Source organism: Henriciella aquimarina (genome assembly GCF_002088975.1).
In the GTDB taxonomy this organism is placed as follows: Bacteria; Pseudomonadota; Alphaproteobacteria; order Caulobacterales; family Hyphomonadaceae; genus Henriciella; species Henriciella aquimarina.
Window position 1 is genome coordinate 1 of the sequence record NZ_NCST01000012.1, and the last position, 22,579, is coordinate 22,579.

The 22,579-nt window shown below is 64.5% G+C and carries 18 protein-coding genes; 5 read left to right on the forward strand and 13 right to left on the reverse strand.

The window, feature by feature from the left end:
* From B8784_RS01055 to gshB, 3 genes are all read right to left on the reverse strand, one after another.
* Nucleotides 1-912 (reverse strand): YifB family Mg chelatase-like AAA ATPase (locus B8784_RS01055; RefSeq protein WP_143435237.1); only part of this gene is annotated, 912 nt, incomplete at its 3' end.
* Nucleotides 913-995: 83 nt separating this feature from the next.
* Nucleotides 996-1,370: a hypothetical protein gene (locus tag B8784_RS01060; RefSeq protein ID WP_143435238.1), complete on the reverse strand. Its 375-nt coding sequence runs from the start codon at nucleotides 1,368-1,370 to the stop codon at nucleotides 996-998.
* Nucleotides 1,371-1,398: 28 nt separating this feature from the next.
* Nucleotides 1,399-2,349, reverse strand: a complete 951-nt coding sequence (gene gshB, locus B8784_RS01065) for a glutathione synthase (RefSeq protein WP_084395772.1) — start codon at nucleotides 2,347-2,349, stop codon at nucleotides 1,399-1,401.
* Nucleotides 2,350-2,541: 192 nt separating this feature from the next.
* On the opposite strand from gshB, the gene B8784_RS01070 reads away from it, so the two are divergent.
* The gene (locus B8784_RS01070) at nucleotides 2,542-3,399 is read left to right on the forward strand and encodes an META domain-containing protein (protein WP_158085536.1); all 858 of its coding nucleotides are present in this window, start codon (nucleotides 2,542-2,544) and stop codon (nucleotides 3,397-3,399) included.
* Nucleotides 3,400-3,409: 10 nt separating this feature from the next.
* On the opposite strand, the gene B8784_RS01075 is transcribed toward B8784_RS01070, so the two are convergent.
* The 3 genes from B8784_RS01075 to rsmI are packed head-to-tail and all read right to left on the reverse strand — an operon-like array spanning nucleotide 3,410 to nucleotide 5,399.
* Nucleotides 3,410-4,054 carry a BON domain-containing protein gene (locus B8784_RS01075; RefSeq protein ID WP_084395833.1) on the reverse strand — a complete coding sequence of 215 codons (645 nt, stop codon included), beginning with the start codon at nucleotides 4,052-4,054 and terminating at the stop codon, nucleotides 3,410-3,412.
* Nucleotides 4,055-4,090: 36 nt separating this feature from the next.
* A complete protein-coding gene (locus B8784_RS01080) occupies nucleotides 4,091-4,480 on the reverse strand; it encodes a YraN family protein (protein ID WP_084395774.1) in 390 nt (129 codons plus the stop codon).
* Nucleotides 4,473-5,399: a 16S rRNA (cytidine(1402)-2'-O)-methyltransferase gene (gene rsmI, locus B8784_RS01085; RefSeq protein WP_084395775.1), complete on the reverse strand. Its 927-nt coding sequence runs from the start codon at nucleotides 5,397-5,399 to the stop codon at nucleotides 4,473-4,475. The genes B8784_RS01080 and rsmI overlap by 8 nt, the downstream gene beginning before the upstream one ends.
* Between rsmI and B8784_RS01090 the strand changes: the two genes are divergently transcribed.
* Nucleotides 5,393-6,709: a penicillin-binding protein activator gene (locus B8784_RS01090; RefSeq protein ID WP_084395776.1), complete on the forward strand. Its 1,317-nt coding sequence runs from the start codon at nucleotides 5,393-5,395 to the stop codon at nucleotides 6,707-6,709. The genes rsmI and B8784_RS01090 overlap by 7 nt on opposite strands.
* Here B8784_RS01090 and B8784_RS01095 read toward each other — a convergent pair whose 3' ends face one another.
* A complete protein-coding gene (locus B8784_RS01095; RefSeq protein ID WP_084395777.1) occupies nucleotides 6,710-7,120 on the reverse strand; it encodes a YkvA family protein in 411 nt (136 codons plus the stop codon).
* A gap of 67 nt (nucleotides 7,121-7,187) precedes the next feature.
* Between B8784_RS01095 and B8784_RS01100 the strand changes: the two genes are divergently transcribed.
* The gene (locus B8784_RS01100; RefSeq protein ID WP_084395778.1) at nucleotides 7,188-7,967 is read left to right on the forward strand and encodes an SDR family NAD(P)-dependent oxidoreductase; all 780 of its coding nucleotides are present in this window, start codon (nucleotides 7,188-7,190) and stop codon (nucleotides 7,965-7,967) included.
* A gap of 83 nt (nucleotides 7,968-8,050) precedes the next feature.
* Here B8784_RS01100 and B8784_RS01105 read toward each other — a convergent pair whose 3' ends face one another.
* The 5 genes from B8784_RS01105 to B8784_RS01125 form a co-directional block, all read right to left on the reverse strand.
* On the reverse strand, nucleotides 8,051-8,602 hold the full coding sequence (locus B8784_RS01105; protein WP_084395779.1) for a CC0125/CC1285 family lipoprotein: 552 nt from the start codon (nucleotides 8,600-8,602) through the stop codon (nucleotides 8,051-8,053).
* Between the two features lie 183 nt (nucleotides 8,603-8,785).
* The gene (locus tag B8784_RS01110) at nucleotides 8,786-10,216 is read right to left on the reverse strand and encodes an aldehyde dehydrogenase family protein (RefSeq protein ID WP_084395780.1); all 1,431 of its coding nucleotides are present in this window, start codon (nucleotides 10,214-10,216) and stop codon (nucleotides 8,786-8,788) included.
* A 131-nt stretch (nucleotides 10,217-10,347) separates the two neighbouring features.
* Entirely contained in the window at nucleotides 10,348-11,382 is a 1,035-nt protein-coding gene (locus B8784_RS01115; protein WP_084395781.1) for a phytase, read from the reverse strand.
* A gap of 90 nt (nucleotides 11,383-11,472) precedes the next feature.
* A complete protein-coding gene (locus B8784_RS01120) occupies nucleotides 11,473-14,319 on the reverse strand; it encodes a TonB-dependent receptor (RefSeq protein ID WP_084395782.1) in 2,847 nt (948 codons plus the stop codon).
* Between the two features lie 168 nt (nucleotides 14,320-14,487).
* Nucleotides 14,488-15,993 carry a helicase HerA-like domain-containing protein gene (locus B8784_RS01125; protein WP_084395783.1) on the reverse strand — a complete coding sequence of 502 codons (1,506 nt, stop codon included), beginning with the start codon at nucleotides 15,991-15,993 and terminating at the stop codon, nucleotides 14,488-14,490.
* Nucleotides 15,994-16,126: 133 nt separating this feature from the next.
* Here B8784_RS01125 and B8784_RS01130 point away from each other — a divergent pair, with 133 nt between their 5' ends.
* Both B8784_RS01130 and B8784_RS01135 read left to right on the forward strand, forming a co-directional pair.
* A complete protein-coding gene (locus tag B8784_RS01130; protein ID WP_084395784.1) occupies nucleotides 16,127-16,414 on the forward strand; it encodes a YrhK family protein in 288 nt (95 codons plus the stop codon).
* Nucleotides 16,411-17,535 carry an AI-2E family transporter gene (locus tag B8784_RS01135; RefSeq protein ID WP_084395785.1) on the forward strand — a complete coding sequence of 375 codons (1,125 nt, stop codon included), beginning with the start codon at nucleotides 16,411-16,413 and terminating at the stop codon, nucleotides 17,533-17,535. The genes B8784_RS01130 and B8784_RS01135 overlap by 4 nt, the downstream gene beginning before the upstream one ends.
* Before the next feature lie 218 nt (nucleotides 17,536-17,753).
* On the opposite strand, the gene B8784_RS01140 is transcribed toward B8784_RS01135, so the two are convergent.
* Nucleotides 17,754-22,499 (reverse strand): NAD-glutamate dehydrogenase, encoded by a 4,746-nt coding sequence (locus B8784_RS01140; protein ID WP_084395786.1) that lies wholly within the window; start codon nucleotides 22,497-22,499, stop codon nucleotides 17,754-17,756.
* Between the last annotated feature and the right edge of the window lie 80 nt (nucleotides 22,500-22,579).

Below are 22,579 nucleotides of genomic sequence, written 5' to 3' on the forward strand. Positions count from 1 at the left end.
AAATTCCGGCAATTCATCAAGGAAGAGCACGCCGTGATGGGCAAGCGAGACCTCTCCCGGCCGCGCCTTCATGCCGCCGCCGACAAGGGCCGGCATGGAAGCCGAATGGTGCGGGGCCCGGAACGGCCGCTGGCGCGAGAGCTGCCCGCGCTCCAGCAGGCCCGCGACCGACTGGATCTGCGAGACTTCCAGCAGTTCATTGGCCGAAAGTGGCGGCAACAGGCCCGGCAGGCGCTGGGCGAGCATCGACTTGCCCGAGCCGGGCGGCCCGCAAAAGAGGAGGTTGTGGCCACCGGCGGCGGCGATTTCGAGAACGCGCTTGGCCCCGTCCTGGCCTTTCACATCGGCAAGGTCCGGCCCGGTGCCGGGCGTGGCCAGCTCTCCGGCGACGGGGGGCGGCAGGCTCTGGCGCCCGGCAAAGTGGTTGATCATCGCAATCAGGCTCGGCGCGGCAATGGCGCCTTCCCCGGCCCAGGCGGCTTCGGAGCCGCAGATCTCCGGACAGATAAGGCGCAGATCCATCGCAATGGCTGCCATGGCCGCGGGCAGGACGCCGAGCGTCTGGCTGAGGCTGCCATCCAGCGACAGCTCTCCGATCGCGGCATGGCCGTCGAGCGCATCGGGGGCGATGACACCCATGGCCGCCAGGATGGCGAGCGCGATGGCAAGGTCGTAATGGCTGCCTTCCTTGGGCAGGTCGGCGGGCGCCAGATTGACGGTGATGTGTTTCGGCGGCAGCGCCAGGCCGATGGCGGCAAAGGCGGCGCGCACGCGTTCGCGGCTTTCGCCGACCGCCTTGTCAGGCAGGCCGACAATGGTGAAATAGGGATTCCCGGACGTGATCTGCACCTGCACGTCGACAGGTTTTGCCTCGATGCCTTCAAAGGCGAATGTCGTGATCCTGGACACCATGCCCCACACCCCCGTCTTCATGACAGGGCGTAGCACACGTTCCGGAACAAATAAAGAACGTTTTCTATTTCAGGGCAATCGGCTCAGTCGAGCCGGATGATGTCGTCGTCCGGCTCTTCCGCCGGCGCGTCAGGTCCGGCCGGGCCCGGCTGCAGGTTCGGGGTGTTGATTTCCGGCACATCCGACAGCGCATTGTCGCGAACGGCGCCTTCCGGAAGACGCGGACCGGTAGGCTGGGCGGTGGCGGAACCGGGTGTGCGCAGATTGAACTCGCCCGTGCCTGGCGAACTGGTCGTCTGCGAGCTGGAGCCCGGATAGCGCAGATTGAACTGTGGCGTTTCCGACTGGGCCGTCTCTGTCGAGGCCCCGGCTTGGCCGGCGTCAGCCGGCGACTTCTCGGAACAGGCGACCCCTGCCATGGAGATTGCGAGGATCGATGCGAAGGTTGCGGCTCTCATATTCATACCCCTAAAAGTGCGCCTGATCTCAGGACTTGGCAACCATCCGTTGCACTGTTTTCCAGAAGATGGCCGCAGCATCGATGTCTGTAAAGCGCTTCAGCTCCTGGATTCCGGTCGGTGAGGTCACGTTCACTTCGGTCAGTTTGTCGCCGATCACATCGATGCCGACGAAGATCTGGCCGCGGCGCCGGAGCTCCGGGCCGATGGCCTCGCAGATCCCCCGGTCGGTCTCGGTGAGCTCGACGGGTTCGGCCGTGCCGCCGGCATGCAGGTTGGAGCGGGTCTCGCCCTTCTTGGGGCGGCGGTTGATGGCGCCGACAGGCTCGCCATCGACGAGGATGATGCGCTTGTCGCCATTGCTGACGGCCTTCAGGAAAGCTTGCGCGATGAGGGGCTCGCGGGTCTGTTCGAGGAACATTTCCATCAGCGAGCCGAAATTGGAATCGTCTTCCTTCATGCGGAAGACGCCGGCCCCGCCATTTCCGTAGAGCGGCTTGATGATGATGTCCTTGTGGCGGTCGCGGAAGTCGAGAATGGCCTGGATGTCGCGCGAGATGAGCGTGTTGGGAATGATTTCCGGAAAGAGCAGGGGGAACAGTTTTTCCGGGCCGGAGCGCACGAATTCCGGGTCGTTGAGCACCAGCGTGCGGCCCTTGAGCAGCTCCAGCAGGTGGCAGGCGGTGATATAGGCCATGTCGAAGGGCGGGTCCTGGCGCATCAGGACGACATCGACATCCTCGGCGAGGTCCAGCACCGTTTCCTCGCCCATAATGCCCGGCTGGTCCTTCACACGCTGCACCCTGGCCGGCCGCGCCCGCGCGAGCAGGCGGCCGGTATCGAAGCTCAGATGCTTCGGTTCATAGACCCACAGCGTGTGCCCCATCTCCTGCGCGCTTTCGGCCAGCGCAAAGGTGGTGTCGGCATTGATGTCGACGGATTCGAGCGGATCCATCTGGATGGCGATGCGCAGGCTCATAGTGGCTCCCTGTGACAGATGCCGCGTTATATGAGGGGTTTTGCCCGGCTTGATAAGACTCGCTTTTCAAGACGCACAGACGGGCGGACCTTCAAGGACGTGAGGGCGGTATGGTGATGGCTCCCGACTTGGCCTAGAGTAGTTGAGTTTCAGACGCATATGTTCGCGCGCCGCCGAAGAAGGAGCCTTGCCATGACCCGCATCCTTGCCGCCCTGAGCGGGCTCGCCCTTGTCGCGGCGTGCCAGACCCCGGCCGGGCAGGAGGCTGCATCCGGTCCGGGAGATGCCGGCACGACAGACACCAGCCCGGCCGCCCCGGGCCCGACGGGCGGGACAGCTGCGACAGGGTCGGTAGAGGCTGCCGACGAACTCAAATCGATGCGCGTGATCGGCTCGCTCGTCTATCGCCAGCGTATCGCCCTGCCGGTCGATGCGACGGCCACGATCTCGCTCTATGAAGCGGGCCTGCCCTATCGGGTGACCGAGCCGGTCGCCAGCCAGCAATTCGCGCTGAATGGCCGGCAGGTGCCGATCCCGTTCGAAATCGAACTGGGCTCGGGGCTGGACCTCAAGACGGGCCGGCTGCTGATGCAGGCCAGGATCGCGGATGCTTCGGGCAAGGTGCTGTGGGAGAGCGAGGACACCGAAATCGCCTTCAGCCTCGGTCTGACGGATCTCGGCGCCGTGACCCTGAAGCCGTCACAGGTGGCCATGGTCGATGTGCCGGACCTGACCGGGCAGGAATGGATGGTCCAGAGCGTGAATGGCGAAGCGATCGTCAGCCCGCCGCCGGCGACCATCAATTTCGGCGAGGACGGCCATATCAGCGGCAATGCCTCCTGCAATGCCTATACGGGCAGTTACAAGGTCAATGCCGGCAAGCTGACGGTCGCGCCGCTGGCGCTGACGCGCAAGGCGTGCGTGCCGCCGCTCATGCAGCAGGAACAGGCGCTGATCGCCGTGCTTGAAAAAGCGTCCTTCATGCGGCTCACCGCCGGAGGCGAACTCATCCTGGAAGACGGCGAGGGCGGGGTGCTGACCGCGCGCTGAGGCTCAGGCCCTAATTGGTGGCCGGAGAGCCGCCCATCAATTCGTCATTGCCGCGGCTGGCATTGGACGCATCGTATTGCGCCGGCATGTCGCGCACGCGAACATAAGAGACGACACGCTGCACGCCGCCCACCTTGCTGGCGCGTTCGGCGGCTTCCTTCAGCTCGCCATTGGTCCGGGCGATGCCCATCAGATAGACGACGCCGTCATAGGTCTCGATATTGTAGTTGATGCTTTTGACATCGCGCGAGGCGACGAGCGAGGCGCGCACACGCGCCGTGATCAGCTCGTCGGAAGCGTTGGCGAAGAACCCGCCCGGCTGTTCGATCTTGATCTCGTTGGCAACGTCCTGCGTGCGCGTCGAGCTCCAGGCGACATCCTCGGCATGCACGCGCATTTCGGGGCTGGCTACGCGGCCCGACAGCAGGACGAGCCCGCCGGACACTTCGACGTCCACCTCGCCATAGCCTTTTTCGCTCAGCAGCTTGGTCTTGATCTCGTTGGAGGCGGTCGCATCGTCGACGGCGCCGCCCAGGCTGCGGTCCTGCACGCTGGCAACGCCGACTGCCGCCCCGGTGCCGACGGCGGCGGCGACGCACCCGCCTGCAAACAGCGGGGCCGACAGGGCGATGGCGAGAAAGAGGGATCTGGTCATGGCCATACTCATATCAATCTATCAGGAACTTGGCGTCTAAATTCCTGTTGAGGCGAAATCTGGGCGCCATGTGTCGCGCAGGTGAATCGGCAGATGGTGTGGCACAATCATCACAAGGTCGAAGCGCCAGTCCAGCCCCGAAAGGCTGCTGCGGCTGGCCATCCAGGTTTCGGCTGTCCTGTTGATGCGCCGCCAGGCAGACGGGCGTACGGCGGTCTCGGCTTCCAGCCGGCTGGCGCGCTGCTTCACCTCGACAAAGGCGACCAGATTGCCGCGCCGCGCGACCAGGTCGATCTCGCCGGAGGAGAGGCGCACCCGGCGGGCGAGGATGCGGTAGCCCTTCAGCTGCAGCCAGAGGGCGGCCAGCTGCTCGGCACGCCGCCCGCGGGTTTCGGCGCGCTTGCGGTCGCGCCGGGCCCTAGCCATTGTCCTTCAGCGTCAGGGCGCGCTGATAGGCGTCGCGTTTCGACAGGCCGAACCGGTCTGCCACAAGGGTCGCCGCCTTTTTGGTGGGGTGGTCCGCCATGGCTTCGAGGAGCGCGGCATCGATATCGGCCGCGTCGACGGTTTCTGCGACGGGCGGGCCGATCAGGATGACGATTTCGCCCTTGGGCGCGCCTTCTTTCGCGTAATGGTCTGCCAGCTCGCCCAGTGGAGCGCGGCGGGTCTCCTCGAACAGCTTGGTCAGCTCGCGGGCGACGGCGGCCTCCCGGTTGGCGCCAAGCACGTCGGCAAGGTCGGCCAGGCATTGGGCGAGCCGCGAGCCGCCCTCATAGAAGACGAGCGTGGCCGGGACCGATTTCAGCGTCTCGGCCTCTTTCTTTCGCTGGCCGGATTTCGGCGGCAGGAAGCCGCAGAACATGAACCGGTCGCTCGGCAGGCCGGAGGCGACAAGCCCGGCCAGCACTGCAGACGCCCCCGGCACGGGGATGACGCGGATGCCGGCATCGAGCGCTTCGCGCGCCAGCTTCCAGCCCGGATCGGACACGAGCGGCGTGCCGGCATCCGAGATCAGCGCGATGGTCGCCCCGCCTGAAAGCTTTTCCAGGAGGTCCGGGCGGCGCTCTGCCCCATTATGGTCATGGTACGCACTCAGTTTTGCACGGATGCCATGGGCATCTAGAAGCTTGCGGGCGACACGCGTGTCTTCGGCGAGAACCTCGTCGGCGCCAGCCAGCGTGTCGAGCGCCCGCAGGGTGATATCGCGGAGATTGCCGATCGGTGTCGCGACAAGATGAAGGCCGGGCTCCAGGCGGTGTTTGCCGTGTTGCTTGGCCCCGTCAGCGGCACTAGTCTCGCCTGCAGAGCGAGTCTCGGCGTGAATGGAAGGATCTTTTGATGACATCTCGGGCACAATCGCGCTTCACGGGCCTCGCGCCAAGCCTTGTTTTCGCAGCTTTCATTACGCTGGCCGGTTGCGCCAGCGGCCCGAGCCAGCCGCCGGCGCCGATTTCCAGCGGCAAGCCGCGTGTCGAGCCGGGCCCGCAACAGGCCGAGACCGAGCCGGAAGAACCCGGAAGCCTGCATGCCGAGCGCCTCGATGTGGATGCGCGGGGCATGCCCCTGCCGCTGCCGGGCAAGTTCACCCCGGCCTTCCTGGAAGGCGAGAAGCTGGTGCGTGCGGGCGTGCTTTTGCCCTTCTCGCACCCGAATGCCGCCGTTCGCGCCGAGGCCGAAGGCATGCTGGCAGGCATCGAGATGGCCCTGTTCGATCATGCCGGCGACGATTTCGTCCTGCTGCCCAAGGACACGGCCGGTTCGCGCAGCGCGACGGTCGAGGTCGCCGATCAGGCCGAGCGCGAAGGCGCGGACTTTTTCCTCGGCCCGCTCTTCGGTGAGAATATCGCCGCGTTGAATGAGGACCGCACCGTGGCCGGCCTGCCGGTCATCGGCTTCTCGAATGACCGGGATGTCGCCGGTGGCAATACCTGGCTTGCCTCGATCACGCCGGAAGAGGAGGTCGCCTCGCTCGTCTCCTACGCCGTGTCGCAGGGCTATTACCAGTTTGCCTATTTCGGCCCGCAGAGCCCGCTCGGCCAGCGCATCGAGACCGCGCTGCAGTTCCAGGCGAGCCAGAACGGGGCTTCCGTCATCTCGTCGGCCTTCTATCCCGATGGCAGCGAGTCGCCGACCGAGGAAGCGAAATACCTCGCCCGCTCGATCAACAGTGCGTCCGGCTCGGGTGGGCCCGTGGCCGTGCTGATCCCGGAGCGCGGGACGCAGCTGCGCAAGGTCGCTCCGCTCCTGCCTTTCTACGGCACCGGGCGCAGCGCGAAGCTGATGGGCCTGTCGGGCTGGAACGATGCCGGTGTCTGGCGCGAGCCCTCGCTCAAGGGCGGCTGGTTCGTCGCGCCGCCCAAGGCCGATATCGAAGCCTTCGAGACGCGCTATCGCCGCATCTATGGCCGGGCGCCGAGCGGTCTGGCTGCGCAGGCCTATGATGCTGCCGCGCTCGCCATGCAGCTCTCGGCGGACGGCGCGCTGGACCGGCGCGAGATTACGTCCATGGACGGCTTTGTCGGCCTGAACGGGCTGTTCCGCTTCACAACGGACGGCACCGCGCAACGGCGTCTGGCGATTTACGAAGTTTCGCCTGAGGAAGGCGCCGTCCAGATCAAGGATGCCGACAAGACCTTCCGCCCCGGCGTCGGCTGATCAGGCCTCGGCCTCGTCGCTTTCCGGCTCCGGCCGGCCCAGCAGACGGCGGGCCGCCTTGCGGTGGCGCTCGCGCACCTGCGAGCCGACAATGGTCAGCGCCGTGGCCAGCACGGTGGCATCATCGCTGAAGCCGAACCCCACAATGATGTCGGGCACCGCGTCGGTCGGCAGGACAAAGTAGGCCAGTGCCCCGAACAGCACCGCCTTGGCCTTGCGCGGGGTCTCCGGATCGACGGCGGCATAATAGGCGGCGGCGAGATCGTCGGCGAAGGGGATACGGCCCGCGACCCGCAGGAGCTTCGGCAGGAGCCGGCGGCGCGTGCGCTGCTCGTCCTTCTCGACGGCGAGCGGCAGATAGGTCGGCCAGCTCTCGCCATTCTCTATCACGACTTCCCTTGGGTTACGCATTGGCGGGCCTCTTCATACCCTTTAGATCGCTTTTACATATCGAATGTTCCATGGAGGATCTCAAGGAATGAAACTCAATTCAGACATCAGTGCAGTCATTACTGGCGGGGCATCCGGCCTCGGCGCCGCAACCGCCACCCTCCTGGCCAGCCAGGGTGTGAAGGTCGCACTTTTCGATCTTAACGAAGAAAAAGGCGAAGCTTTGGCGAAAGAGCTCGGCGGTGTCTTCTGCAAGGTCAATGTGACGGACGAAGCCTCCGTCGATGCCGGGTTCGAGAAGGCGCGCGCCGCGATTGGCCAGGAGCGTATTCTCGTGAATTGCGCGGGCACCGGCAACGCCATCAAGACCGCGTCGCGCGACAAGGAATCCGGCGAGATCAAGCACTTCCCGATCGACAAGTTTAACCAGATTATCCAGATCAACCTGGTCGGCACCTTCATGTGCATCGCCAAGTCCGCTGCCGGCATGATGACGCTCGACCCGATCGACGGTGAGCGCGGCGCGATGGTCAACACCGCCTCGGTCGCGGCTGAAGACGGCCAGATCGGCCAGGCTGCCTATTCCGCCTCCAAGGGCGGTGTCGTCGGCATGACGCTGCCGATCGCGCGCGACCTCTCGCGCGAGCTGATCCGTGTGAACACGATCCTGCCGGGCATCTTCAACACGCCGCTGCTGCAGGGCGCTCCGGACCATGTGAAGCAGGCGCTCGGTGCGCAGGTGCCGAACCCGGCCCGCCTCGGCAACCCGGAAGAGTATGCCTCGCTTGCCCGTGAGATGATCACCAACGGGTATTTCAACGGCGAGGATGTCCGCCTCGACGGCGCGATCCGCATGGCACCGCGCTGAGTCGCACCCCCTATCGAATATGGAAAAGCCCGCTCGGATCCGAGCGGGCTTTTTTGTGTCTCGCGGTGGAGCGATCCGGCGCTTTAAGGCTTGGGCAGCTGGATCTGGCCTGCCAGGTTCATGAGAACCTCTTCGGCCGAGAAATAGGCCGGATCGTCCGGCTTCTCGCCCTTGCCCATGAGGATTTCAGCCGAGGCTTCGAACCGGGTCACTTCGCGATATTCCGACGGGCCGTCCCAGAAGGGATCGTAATAGCCATACCGGTCCCAATAGGAGGGATAGCCGAGCAGCCGGCCATGCGCGCCGTAATAGCGGTAATAGGGGCTGAAATGGGAATAGGTGCTGCCGACCGGCACGAAGCGGGAATCGGCATCGGTCGCGCGGCGGACCATGCGGAAATGGTCAAAGCCCTGCTGGCTGGTCAGCTCGGCCGCGCGGTAGAGCAGATAGGTCTCGACCGTCTGGCGGTCGGTCAGGCTGTTGCCCGAAAAGGTGATCATCCAGCGATTGTTCTCGATCTGCTGGTCGCTATAGCCGCGGTCGCTGTTCGTCGCCGGCTGATAGGGGGTGGCGGTCGCACAGGCACCCAGAAGTGCCAGCGCGGCCATTGCGGGGATGAGATATGTCTTGGTCATGGAACGCCTGCATTATGTCTTGTCCATACTATATGGTCTCTAGCTGAACGTCAGGCAACGTGGAGAAGTTGTCACGGGCGGACGCTGTAATGAAGACAATTGCGGCGGGCCTTTCGCCACCGCATCGAAAAAGCCCGCAGCGCGGATACGCTGCGGGCTCGTTTTCCAGATGGGAAGTGCGGCCTAGGCCGGGTTGAAGACCGACTTCACTTCGAGGAATTCGTCGAACCCGAATTCGCCCCATTCGCGGCCGATGCCGGATTGCTTGTAGCCGCCGAACGCGCCGTTGGCGAAGTCCGGCCCGGCCCCGTTGATGTGCACATTGCCGGCGCGGATCTGGTTGCCGACCTCGCGGGCATGTTTCGGGTCGCCCGACTGCACATAGGAGGACAGGCCATAGACCGTGTCGTTCGCGATGCGGATGGCATCTTCCTCGGTGTCATAGGGCAGGATGCAGAGGACGGGGCCGAAGATTTCCTCGCGGGCGATCGTCATGTCGTTGGTGACATTGCCGAACACGGTCGGCTTGGCGAAGTAGCCCTTGTTGAAACCCTCCGGACGGCCCGTGCCGCCGGTGACCAGCGTGGCGCCCTCGTCGATGCCTTTCTGGATCAGGTCCTGGACCTTGTTCCACTGATTGGCGTTCGAGATCGGGCCCATGGCGCCCTTCGGCGCATCGGCACCGGCGCCGATCTGCACCTTCTCGGCGGTCGCCTTGGCAATGGCCATCGCCTCGTCCTGCTTGTCGCGCTGCACCAGCATGCGGGACGGCGCATTACAGGACTGGCCGGTATTGGTCATCATGTTCATGACGCCGCCGCCGACCGCCTTCTGGAGATCGGCATCCGGCAGGATGATGTTCGGGGACTTGCCGCCGAGCTCGAGCGCGACGCGCTTCACCGACGGGGCAGCGGCCTGCTGGACGAGCACGCCGGCGCGGGTCGAGCCGGTGAAGCTCATCATGTCGATGCCCGGATGCTGGGACATGTAGGCGCCGACGCCGGGGCCGTCGCCATTGACCAGGTTGAAGACACCCGGCGGGACACCGGCATCGTGGAAGATCTCTGCCACGATCATCGCGTCGAGCGGCGCGATCTCGGACGGCTTGAGCACCATGGTGCAGCCCGCGGCAATCGCCGGGGCGACCTTGCAGGCGATCTGGTTCTGCGGCCAGTTCCACGGGGTGATGAAGCCGCAGACGCCGATCGGCTCCTTGCGGATGGTGGTGTTGCCGCGGGTTTCCTCGAACTTGTATTCGCGCAGGACCTTGGCGGCGGTCATGTAGTGACCCATCCCGGCCGGGACCTGGGCGGCATTGGCGAGCCACATCGGCGCGCCCATTTCGTCGGAGATGGCCTTGGCCATGTCACCGGCGCGCTGCTGGATGCCGGCGGCGATCTTCTCGAGCAGCTCGGCGCGGAATTCGACCGAGGTCTGCGAGAAGGACGGGAAAGCGGCCTGGGCGGCGGCGACGGCCTTGTCGACATCGGCCTGCGAACCGAGCGAGATGCGCGCGAACGGCTCTTCGGTGGCCGGGTTCTCGACATCAAGGGTGCGCGGTTCGACCGGGTCGACCCATTCGCCGTTGATGTAGAATTTCAGATAGTCCTGCATGTCGGTCCTCCGCTGAGCGTGTTTTTGCTACCTTCCAATCTAGGCGCCGGACCGGGGAAATGAAAGCGGTGCCGCTCCGTCACCCCGCGTGAAATCGGGGCAAGGGAGCGGCCGGGTCCGCCGGAAGGGCCTTATTCGCCCAGACCAAGCGCGGTTTCGATGGCCTGCCAGTCGACGACCTTGAAGTTCTGGTCGACTTCCGAGACCGGGTTGGCGTCGTCCTGGACGATCAGGATCCCCTTCGGAAAACCGGGCAGGGCCGCCGAGGAAGCGTCGAGACCATCGGTGTGGCTGACGGCGTCCACGCTGCCGTCTTCGCTGCCGGTGATCGTGATGACGCCGCGCGGGGTGTGCGGGGCCGCGCGGTCATAGATGACATAGCGGTCGGCTTCCTGCGCGGACGCGACGAGATAGCCGGTATTGCCTGCCCCGAGCCAGAGCGAGAGGCCCTCGACATCGGCGACCAGGCCATTGCCGGCGGCAATCGTGTCGACGCTGACAGGCTCGGAGGCGGCGTCGGTGAGGTCGAGCTTCCAGATGCCGTGCTCTTCCTCGCCGATGAAGGCTATTCCAGCGGCATCATCGACCACGCAGCCTTCCAGCTGGCGCGGGCCGAACTGGCCGACCTGGACGGTGCGCGTCAGGGCGACATCGCTGCCCGTGCCGGACCAGATCTGGATCGAGCCGTCCTTATAGGTCGGGATGATCAGCGTCTTGCCGCCGACCGAGCCCATGCAGATGCCGTAAGGCTCGGTCTTGCCGGTCTCGACCTCGCCGGCATGGTCGACCAGGCCGGTGGCCGGATCGATGGCGAAGAGCGTGATCGTGTTGAACTCATCATTCGAGGCGGCGGCGAGATTGCCGCGCACATCGACATTGTTGAGCTGGCCGGCATCGAGGAACTGAAGCTCCTTGCCCGACAGGTCGTAGACGTGCAGCCCTTCATCCTTGTTGGTGCCGAGGATCAGGCTTCTGGAGGCATCGGCCGGGTGGACCCAGAGGGCCGGATCGTCGGCGCGGTCGCCCGTGCCGGTCATCGGGTCGGTCTCGAAGCTGGCGGCCACCGGCGTGGCGGTGATGCCGTCCTCGATGGGGGCGGGCGCGGTTTCGCAGGCGGCCAGGCCGGTCGCGGCAATGCCCGCGAGCAGGAGGGTGCGGAGGGTCATGGGTGAGAATCCTTGTCTGGTATCTGGAATGTGCGGCGGGCCGGATACGCTTTCACGCTCCGGCCCGCGCCAGTCTTTTCAGGGCCGGACCTAGTAGGTCAGGCGGGCGCCGAAGACGACCGTAGTGCCGAACTCGTCATATTGCGAGAGGCGCCGCTCGTCGCCGAAATAGTAGTATTCCGGCTCGTCGGTGAGGTTCTTGCCTTCGAGATAAAGCTGGATGTTGTCGTTCACCTTGTACTTGGCGGACGCTTCGACGAGCAGGCGGTCGTCGGTGTAGCGGTCGAGGTCCTCGCCCATCAGCTCGTCGACATAGTCGCCGCGATAATTGGCCGAGACGCGCAGGTCCCACGGGCCCTTGTCATAGCCGATGGCGACGTTCCAGACGGTGTCGGACTGCTTCAGGAACGGCACTTCGCGCCCGTCCGGCAGCTCGCTTTCGCTGTCGGTCAGGGTGAGGTTGGCCGACACCAGGAAGCCGTCGAGCGCGCGGGTGAGATCCGCCATGTTCTGCACATAGTTGAACTCGATGCCGTAGAGGTCGCTGGAGCCGACATTGATGAAGGAGGTGATCTCCTCGACATCGGCGAGCTGGGCCGGGTCGAGATAGCCGAGATTGACCGGAACGGTCGGCAGGAACTCGCTCAGCGGCACCAGGTTGCCATCGTCATCCTCGGCCCGCTCATAGGTCGCTTCGTAGATGGCGTTGTCGATCGTCTTGTAGAACACGCCGACCGACAGGACCGACAGCTCGGTCGGGTAGTATTCCAGGCTGAGGTCGAAATTGTCGGCCTCATACGGATCGAGGTTCGGATTGCCGAGTTCGAGTTCGTCGCGGTCGTCATTGAAGACCGTGAACGGGGCCATTTCACCGAAGGACGGGCGCACCACGGCAGCATAATAGGCACCGCGCGCGATAAGCTTGTCATTGAACGCGTACTTGGCGTTCACCGATGGCAGCCAGTGGGTGTAGTCGTTGGAGACGTCGCGCGTCTGCAGGTTCTCCGGATCGTCTTCCTCGGCATAGATGTTGCCGGACAGGTCGGTCTTGGTGTCTTCCATGCGCACGCCGGCGACCAGGGTGAGATTGCCGATGTCGAAGGTGCCCATGGCGTAGGCCGCCAGGATCTGCTCGTCGATGGTGAAGTCCTCGGCGAGGCTGTCGAAATTGGTTGCATCCTCGTCCAGCTCGAAGCCGGGTCCGGCACCGTTGCGCAGGGCCGCCGTCAGGTCCGGGTCCGGCCAGGCCGGCATCGGATTGGCCAGGCGCCAGCCGGAGACATAATCCGCCCCGACATAGTCGGCCAGGTTGAGGTCATCGGCCTCGTGGAAGATGACATTGGCGTCGCGCGTCTTCTCGCGGTCGCGCAGTTTCACACCGGCCTGCCAGGAGACCGGTGTGTCGCCGATCAGGCTGTCGCGGGTGACGTCGAAGCGGGCCGAGATTTCCTCGTCCTCATTGACGGTCTTCTCTTCCTCGAAGGCGTCCATGAAGTAGTTCGACGGATCGTAGACGAGGTCGAGCAGGGCGCCGGAGAATTTCGGCGTTTCCGGCTTCGAGAAGTCGATCGTGACATCGCTGTCTGTCAGGCCGGCCTCGGCGGCGGCATCCTGGATGTCCTCGAAGCGGAAGGTGACGTCATGATTGTCGCTGTCGTCTTCCTCGGCATAGGCATAGGCGACTTCATAGTCGAACTGCCATGCATCTCGGTTGGTCGTGCCGCCGAGCGCATAGGTCTGGATCTTGCGGACTTCGCGGCGCTTGCGCACTTCCGCGTCCATCTCGTTGAGCGGCAGGGTCTGTGAGTCGGCGGTGACGGTGCCATCGTCCTCGGCATCGCCGAGGTCGCGGAACTCGAACTTGTTGCGGACCTCGTCATCCTCGTAATTGTTATAGAGGGTGCGCAGGTAAAGCTCGGTGTTCTCGTCGACGCGCCAGTCGAAATTGGCGATGAAGCCGATGCGTTCGCGGGTCAGGTCGTACCAGCGCTGTTCGTAATCGTCATTGAGATAGGCGGTGCCGTTGTCGAGGAAGTCCCACTCGCCGGTCTCGTTATTGTGGCTCTCGATGGCGAGGTTCTGATAGTTCAGCGACAGGGCGACGCCGAGCTTGTCGTTGAAGACTTCCGAATAGGTCAGTGTGGCCTTGGGCGAGACCTCTTCGGAGATTTCGTTATAGGCGCCTTCCAGCTTGGCGCGGATGAAGCGGCCATCGCGGTCGAAAGCGGAGATCGTCTTCAGGTCGATCACGCCGCCGAGCGAGTCGGCATCGACATTCGGGGTGAGCGACTTCTGGACGGTGATGCCGTCGAGCAGGTCGGAGGGCACGCCATCGAGCAGAACGCCGCGGCGGTCTTCCGGCGACGGGGTGCGCACGCCATTGATGGACGCCGCGATGAGGTCGGTATTGATGCCCCGGATGGAGACATAGCGGCCTTCGCCCTGGTCGGTCTCGATCGACAGGCCCGGCACGCGCGACAGGGAGTCGGCGACCGTGGTGTCCGGGAAGTTGCCGAGGCCGTCACTGTCGATCACGGAGATGATCGCATCGGAGGCGCGCTGCTGGTTGATGGCGCCGGCCTGGGCGGCCGCAGAGCCGACGACGAGCACGTTGTCGAGATAGCGCACATCGCTGCCGACGCGGATGTCGAGCGTCGTGTCGGCCTGGACGCTGACGGTCTGGCTGACCGGTTCGGCGCCGATATAGGAGACCGAGACGGTGTAGTCGCCGGCCGGGATGTTGGCGAAACGATAGTCGCCATAGCGGTCCGTGGTGGTCGACCGGTCCAGCCCCTCAATGCGGACGATGGCGCCTGCCAGCGGGGCTTCGCCGGAGGCGTCGGTGACCTGGCCACGGATGATGTCGGCGGCGGCCACTTGTGCAAATGTCGCTGCGAGAATGCCGGCTGTGACCAGCCTGCTGTAGCGGATGTTCATAAAGATTTCCCCTCTTCAAGATCGAGAGGGCGCTAGCAGCGTTGCGTGACGGTCCGGAGACGGTTCGGTTTCAGTTTGGCGACAGATTTTCGCAAGTTTTGTGACGGGGCTTTTGCGTCACAGCATCATCTGAACGTCTGGTTTGTGCGCTGCAGCGGAGGGGATGGCCTAACGGCGTTTCAGCCCGCCGAGAATTCCGCGCAGGACATAGCGCGTTATGTCGCGGGCGAGCGTCCGCGTGGCGGTCTTTACCGCCGCTTCCGTTGGCGTCTGCCGGCGTGAGGTGCGCCGCCGGGATTTCTTCTTTTCGAGCGCCTTCTTCGCCTTTTCTTCCTGCCGCGCGAGGCGTTCGGCTTCTTCGGCGGCGGCCTCTTCCTTTTCGAGCAGAATCTCGTAGGCGGACTCGCGGTCGACAGCCTCGTCATACCGCGCCGCGACCGGGCTGCGGGACATGATTTCCTTGCGCTCGGCGGGCGTGACCGGGCCAAGCCGGGAAGAGGGCGGGCGGATCAGCGTGCGCTGAACGACGCTCGGGGCGGCCTTCTCGTCCAGCGTGGAGACGAGCGCCTCACCGGTGCCGAGCTGGGTGATCACGTCTTCGGTATCGAAATCCGGATTGGGGCGGAAGCTTTCAGACGCCGCCTTCACGCCCTTGCGCTCGGTCGGCGTATAGGCGCGCAGGGCATGCTGGATGCGGTTGCCGAGCTGGGCGAGTACGCTGTCGGGCAGGTCGCGCGGATTCTGGGTGACGAAATAGACGCCGACGCCCTTCGACCGGATCAGGCGGACGACCTGTTCGATCTTGGTAAGCAGGGCTTTCGGCGCATCCTTGAAGAGGAGGTGGGCCTCGTCGAAGAAGAAGACGAGCTTCGGCTTGTCCGGATCGCCCACTTCCGGCAGCCGCTCGAACAGCTCCGACAGGAGCCAGAGCAGGAAGGTGGAATAGAGCTTCGGGGAATTGATGAGCCGGGTCGCGTCCATGATGTTGACGATGCCGCGCCCGTCGAGGCCGACGCGCATCAGGTCCATCAGGTCGAGAGCGGGCTCGCCGAAGAACTGTTCGGCACCGTCGCGTTCCAGGCCGAGCAGGCTGCGCTGGATCGCGCTCAGCGAGGCCGAGGCGATGTTGCCGTAGCGCAGCGAGACATCGTCGCGGACGTCCTTCTGGCCGAGATGGATGAGCAGCTTCTGCAGGTCCTTCAGGTCGAGCAGGAGCAGGCCCTCATCGTCGGCGTATTCGAAGGCGACATTGAGCACGCCTTCCTGGGTCTCGGTCAGGTCCATCAGGCGGGCGAGCAGGGTGGGGCCCATTTCGCTGATCGTGGCGCGGACCGGATGGCCCTTTTCGCCGAAGACATCCCAGAAGACGGTGGGCACGTCGTGATAGGCATAGTCGTCAAACCCGATCGTGCGGGCGCGCGAGGTGAAGGCCTCGTGCAGCTTGAAGTCTTCGCTGCCGCTCATGCAGAGCCCGGAGAGATCGCCTTTCACATCGGCGCAGAAGACCGGCACGCCTTCATTGGAAAAGCCTTCGGCGAGGATCTGCAGGGTGACGGTCTTGCCCGTGCCGGTTGCGCCCGCGATGATGCCATGCCGGTTGGCGCGGTTGAGCAGCAGGGTCTGTGCCTCGTTCTGCTCCGGTCCGCCGCCACCAATATAGATTGCCTTGCCCATCCGCCGCTCCCTGTGATCAAGCGGGGATGAAGCTAGACGCAAACGCCGGCCGGGCAAAGCCTGAGAGGCTGCGGCGGGGCTGGATCGTTCTGCCCGCCACCGCATTCTGGACGATAAAAGGAGGTCTGCCCCAATGAGTAAACGGAAGAACCAGAGCTGGAGAAATTTCGATACCGAGAAGCACGGACAGGTCTATAATCTCTACCAGACCATTTACGATACGGTCGACGCTCTGGCAGCCATTGCTTTCATCGTCGGCTCGGCGCTATTTTTCAGTGAGAGCACGAAGGTGGCCGGGACGTGGCTGTTTCTGATCGGGTCGGTGTTTTTCGCGATCCGCCCGCTTGTCCACCTTGTTCGTGACCTGCATATGGCCCGGCTGCCAGCTCCGGGCATCGAGGGGGCACCACAAGGATCATGACAGTACGATCGGGCGTCGTTGGTATCTGGATCATTGCGACAGGCGTTCTGATCGCGCTGCTCTATCTCGGGCGCTCGATCTTCGCGCCCTTCGCGCTGGCGGTCTTCCTGTTTCTCACCATGGAGGGCTTCGCCCGGGTCATCCGCGAACAGCTTCCGGTCTTCGGGCGCTATATCAGCCGCCTCATCGCGATCCTGATCGTGCTGCTCGGCTTCGGCCTGTTTGTCGGCCTCATGGCCCAGGGCATCGCCCAGTTCGGCGGCCAGGCGAGCGACTATGAGGCCAAGATCAACGGCCTGATCGCGGACGGCTATGGCCTGCTCAAGATGGAGCGGGCGCCGACGCTGACGGAAATCATTTTCAACGATACCGGCCAGCGCTTCTTCGCGACCATCGCCAATGCGACCGGGGATCTCTCAGCCGATCTGGTGGTCATCCTGATCTATGTCGCCTTCCTGTTCCTGGCGCAGTCGGCCTGGGCGCCGAAGCTGGACCGTCTCTTCCCGGTGACGGAGCAGCGCGAACAGGTCCGCAAGGTCGGCGAGGCGGCCCGCCGGGGCATCGAGATCTATCTGTGGACGCAGACGGTTATCTCGGCGCTCATTACCGGGCTCACCTATGTCACGCTGCTCGCCTTGGGCGTGGAGAATGCCCTCTTCCTTTCGGGGCTGATCTTCGTGCTGAACTACATCCCGACGATCGGCTCGATCGTGGCGGCTTTCGTCCCGACGCTGTTCGCGCTGGTCCAGCCGGACATGCCGGCCTGGGTGCCGGGCAGCGGGGACAATGCGAGCTATTTTTTCGCCCTGTTCGTCTTTCTCGGGGTGAGCTTCTGGCAGTTCATGATCGGCAATTTCGTCCAGCCGCGCATCATGGGCGAGACGCTCAATCTTTCGGCACTGGTCGTGCTGCTTTCTCTTGCGATCTGGGGCGTGATCTGGGGCATTCCCGGAATGTTTTTGTCAGCCCCATTGACAGTGCTGCTTATGGTCTTGTTTTCTCAATCTTCTTCGACCCGGTGGATTGCCATCCTGTTGTCAGCGGACGGGAATCCGGGCGGGCTCGTGGCCAACCCTGCGAATGACGACCTCGTTATCACTGCAGAAACCTCTGAGGAGTAGCCTTGGCTTTCAAAGGGCGGCATTACATATATAGTTCGGTAGTCTATATTAATTAGTATACCGCTCACACGATCAGGCCTCCGCGTGCGTCCCCCCACCCAGCCTGCGGAGTGGCCTGTAGGGCCCGTCGGACACGTCCCCGTTCGACGGGCCCGTCCCATCCCCCGGACATGGGGGATCTGACCATGACAATTTGAGTGTAGCGACGAGGCCCGGTTTCAGGCCCCGCCGGTCATGAAGCTGCGCACAGCATCGGCCGCCAGCGTGAACTGCGCGAAGTTCGCCTTCGAGGAAGACAGCGTGTTGAGCTGCTGGATCAGCGCCTTGCGCTCGGACTCGCGGCTGGCCAGCCAGGCCTGCGGATCGCCGGTGGCGAGCGCGTCGGCCGCTGCATCAGCCTGGTGGCGGCGCAAATCCTCGATCAGCCGGCGGGTCGCCAGCCGTTCCCAATAGGTGGCATCGTCAATGCTGCGGCTGGCATCGGAGCGCAGGCGGTCGAGCCGGAGCGTTTCGCCGAGCTTGAGATAGATCGCCAGCGCCTCGTCGGCCGGCTGCTTGCTGCGTTCGGCCAGCGTCTGCAGATCCACGCCAATGGGCAAGAGCGGCATCAGGGCGGCCCGGTCGGCGAGCTTGCTGGCAATGCCGGACTGGGCGAGGCTCTCTGTGCGCTTGCGCAGCTGTGTGGCCTCGAAGCCGTTAAGGGCCTTGCCGAGCTGCTTGTCCAGCGTCTTGAAGGCCGGCTCGAAGCGTTTGACGGCTTCGCCGACGGTCATGTCGCGCGACTGACGCAGCAGGGCTGCCGAGATATCCATCACCGCATCGGCGGCGAGCTGGTGAAGCGCCGTCTGCGTATGGGCCGGTGCCTTGTTGTCCATGGCATCGACGGCCTCGGTGAAGGCCGGCAGGTCCAGCAGGACACGCGCGGCCTCGAAAGCGCGGCAGATGTCGGCGTTCGAGGCATGCGTGCGCTCGTTCAGGCGCAGCAGCATCAGCGGCCCGCCGGCATCGATCAGCCGGTTGGCGAGCACCGTGGCAATGATTTCGCGCTTCAGGCGGTGGGCCTGCATGGCGTCGTCATAAGTGTGCAGCTGCTCGGGGAAGTAGGCTTTCAGGGTCTCTGCGAACCACGGGTCATCAGGCACATCCGAGCCGACCAGATCGTCAAACAGCGTGATTTTCGACCAGGCCATCAGCACGGCGAGCTCCGGCCGGGTGAGCCATTGTCCGGCGCCGGCGCGCTCCTGCATCTCCGAGCTGTGCGGCAGGCCCTCGACATCGCGATCAAGCACGCCGCGCTCTTCGAGATAGCTCATCAGCCGCTCATTGGCCTCATGATCGCGCTCGGCGGTGGAGACCGCGAGCGTCAGCGCGCCGGTCTGGCTGTAATTGTGTGCCAGGACATGCTCGGCAACCTCGTCCGTCATCGAGGCGAGTAGCGGGTTGCGATGGCCGTGCAGGAGGCTGCCCAGCCGGATCGCTTCCGAGCACAGGATCTTGATGTTCACCTCGTGGTCGGAGCTGTCGACGCCGGCGGAATTGTCGATGGCGTCGCTGTTGATGCGCCCGCCGCGCAGGGCGAATTCGATGCGCCCGGCCTGGGTCAGGCCGAGATTGGCGCCTTCGCCGACCACTTTCGCTCGCAGCGCCCGGCCATTCACGCGGATGGAGTCGTTGGCGCGGTCGCCGGCATCGCCCTGGGTTTCACCGGTGGCCTTCACATAAGTGCCGATGCCGCCGAACCAGAGCAGTTCGCAATCAGCCTTGAGCAGGGCATGGATCACTTCGTCGGGCGTCGCTGCGTCCTGGTTCAGGCCGGTTAGCTTCTTCATCGGGTCCGACAGCGGAATGGATTTCGCCGAGCGCTCGAAAATGCCGCCGCCTTTGGAAATCAGCGACTGGTCGTAATCCATCCAGGAGGAGCGCGGCAGCTCGAACATGCGCTGGCGTTCTTCCCAGAGGCGTTCGGGATCCTGCGGGTCCGGGTCGATGAAGATGTGCATGTGGTTGAAGGCGGCCACCAGCCGGATCTGCTTCGACAGCAGCATGCCGTTGCCGAACACGTCGCCCGACATGTCGCCGCAGCCGATGACGGTGAAGGGCTCGGTCTGGATGTCCTTGCCCATTTCGCGGAAGTGGCGCTTGACCGCTTCCCAGGCGCCGCGCGCGGTGATGCCCATCTTCTTGTGATCGTAGCCGGCCGAGCCGCCGGACGCGAAGGCGTCGCCCAGCCAGAAGCCATGCTCGAGGCTGATCTCGTTGGCGATGTCTGAGAAGGTGGCCGTGCCCTTGTCGGCCGCCACGACGAGATACGGGTCGTCGCCGTCCCAGATCACGGTGTTGTCCGGGTGGTGCACGGCCCCGTCGACAAGGTTGTCGGTCAGGTCGAGCAGGGCGTTGATGAAGGTGCGGTAGGCCGAGATGCCGGCGTCGCGGGTCTCTTCGCGGGTGGCATTGGCCGGGATCTGTTTCGGGAAAAAGCCGCCCTTCGAGCCGACGGGCACAATGACCGCATTCTTGACCTGCTGGGCCTTCACCAGCCCCAGCACTTCGGTGCGGAAATCGTCCCGCCGGTCCGACCAGCGCAGCCCGCCGCGCGCGACGGCGCCGAACCGGCAGTGCACGCCCTCGACTTCCGGGCTCGCCATGAAGATTTCGCGATAGGGCTTCGGCGCGGGCAGGTCGGTGATCTGCTGGCTGGCGATCTTGAAGCTGATGAAGGGATAGGGCGAGCCGTCGGTCTGGCGCTGCCAGAAATTGGTGCGCTGGATCGCCATGATGAGCCGGGCGAGGCGGCGGATGACGCGGTCTTCGTCCAGCGAGGAGACTTCGTTGAGCCGGGTCTCGATTTGCCGCTGCTTGTCCTGGGCGGCGGCCTGGCGGGCCGAGGCGTCGGCCTCGGACGCCGGGTCGAACCGGATGGTGAACAGGTCGAGCAGGGCGCGCGTCAGATGCGGGTGGCGTTTCAGCGCCTCGATCTGCGTGCCGCGGGCCGGGTCGAGGCCGGTCTGGTGGCGGTAGGCACAGAGCGCCCGGCAGAGCGCGGCTTCGCGCCAGCTGGCGCCGACGGAGAAGACGAGCCCGTTGAACCGGTCGTTTTCGGCGCGGCCCTGCCAGATGGCGACAAAAGCGTCCTCGAAGCGCGCGGCCGTTTCCTCAAGGTCGAGCGCTTCGCCGTCGGCGGTGCGCATCTTGAGGGCGTGGACCCAGTAGGTCTCCGGCCCGTTCTTAACGGGTTTTGGATCGGGCGCGACCGGGTAGCCGGTCTCGAAATCGACGAACAGGCCCATATTCTCGAAGACGGGCACACAGTCGGAAAGGGCGATGGAGCCGCTGCGCGAATAGATCTTGGCGCGCACCATGTCATCGCTGTCGCCGGGGTGGCGGTAGGCCCGCAGGCGGACCGGGCGGGCGACGGCCAAGCTGCTCATCGCCTCGACATCGACCAGCGCCTCTTCCGGCGAGAACGCCTCGCGATAGGCGGCATTGAAGGCGCCCCGGAACCCGCTGGCGCGTTCGAAGTCTTCCTGCGGCTGGTTGGCCTCCATCAGCACCTGGCGGAAAGAATCCTCCCAGGTGCGTGCAATCTCGGCAATGTCCTGTTCGAGCTGCTTCAGGTCCGGCTCGATGGTGCCGTCGCTCAGCTCGATCATCAGATAGACGCGGGCCAGCGGCGAGGCATCGAAGCGGGGCTGGAAGGAGATCAGCCGTCCCTTGAACACCTCGGTGATGTGATCGCTCATCCGCAAGCGGACGGAGGTGTCATAGGCCTCGCGCGGCACGAAAACGAGGATGGAGATGAAACGGTTGAAATCGTCGCGGCGCACGAACAGGCGCGTGCGCGGGCGCCCGACCAGATGCAGCGCCCCGCGGATCAGCGGGATGAGCGTCTCGGCATCGGCCTGCAGCAGCTCGTCGCGCGGCCAGGTCTCCAGGATATTGTTGAGCGCCTTGTGATTGTGGCTGCCTTCGATCGCGCCGGTCGCCTCCAGCACCTTTTCCACCCGGCGGCGGACCAGCGGCACTTCACGCACACTCTGATTATAGGCTTCGGCGGTGTAGAGGCCGAGGAAGCGGGTCTCCCCGGTGACGCGGCCCGTCTCGTCGAAATGCTTGATGCCGATATAGTCGCACAGCGAGCGGCGGTGGATCCGGCTCTTCAGGGTCGATTTTGCGACGATGAGCGGGTTGGGTTCCGACAGGAAGGAGCCGATCTCCGGCGTCAGCATCAGCGGTTCGCTGCCGCGGTTGAGGACGTTGCGGTCCTCATCGCGCAGAAGGCCGAGATTGGAGCCCTCGACCATGAGCGGCTCTTCCGGCAGCACGGTGCCGTCCGGCGCGGTCTCGAATTCATAGTCGCGCACGCCGAGGAAGACGAAATGTTCGTCGACCAGCCAGTTCAGGAAGGCGACCACTTCGGCGCGCGTGTCGGCGTCGCACTGGTTGGAGGCCTCGACGCGGGCAATCGCCTCCTGCATGCGCGCCTGCATGCCCTCGAAATCCTGCACAGCCATGGAGACGTCACGCATCGTGGCGTCGGCCTCTTCCTTGAGCAGGCGGCATTCCTGCGCATTCAGAGCCGGGATATGCAGCTGGATCAGGGAGAGCTTGACCCCGCGGTCGGTCTCCAGGATCGGGTGGAAAAGCGCGCGGACCTCGAAGCCGAATTCGGCACACAGGCCGAGCAGGGAGTCCACGAGGAAGGGCTTGTCGACGCTGATGCTTTCGAGAATGCAGGTGCCGAGCGGCTGGCCGTCCGCGCCCTTTGCATCCTGCACGCGCGTGATCGACTCGCCGCCGGAAAAGCTCTCCGCGAATTCGGCAATCGAATCGGCCAGCGCATCGACGTCCGCCGAACTGAGACTGGTCAGATTCTCTTCTTCGGCGTTCTCGTGGAAGCTGCTGTAGATATCGTCAAGCCGCAGGGCGCCCGCGGGCTTTTCAGGGCTTGGGGCATGATCCGGCATAGGAGGGTCCTAAAGCTCAGTGAACGACAGCGGTCTAGCTCGACAAAAATTGCCGGGCAATCACCCTTCGCATTGTGCAT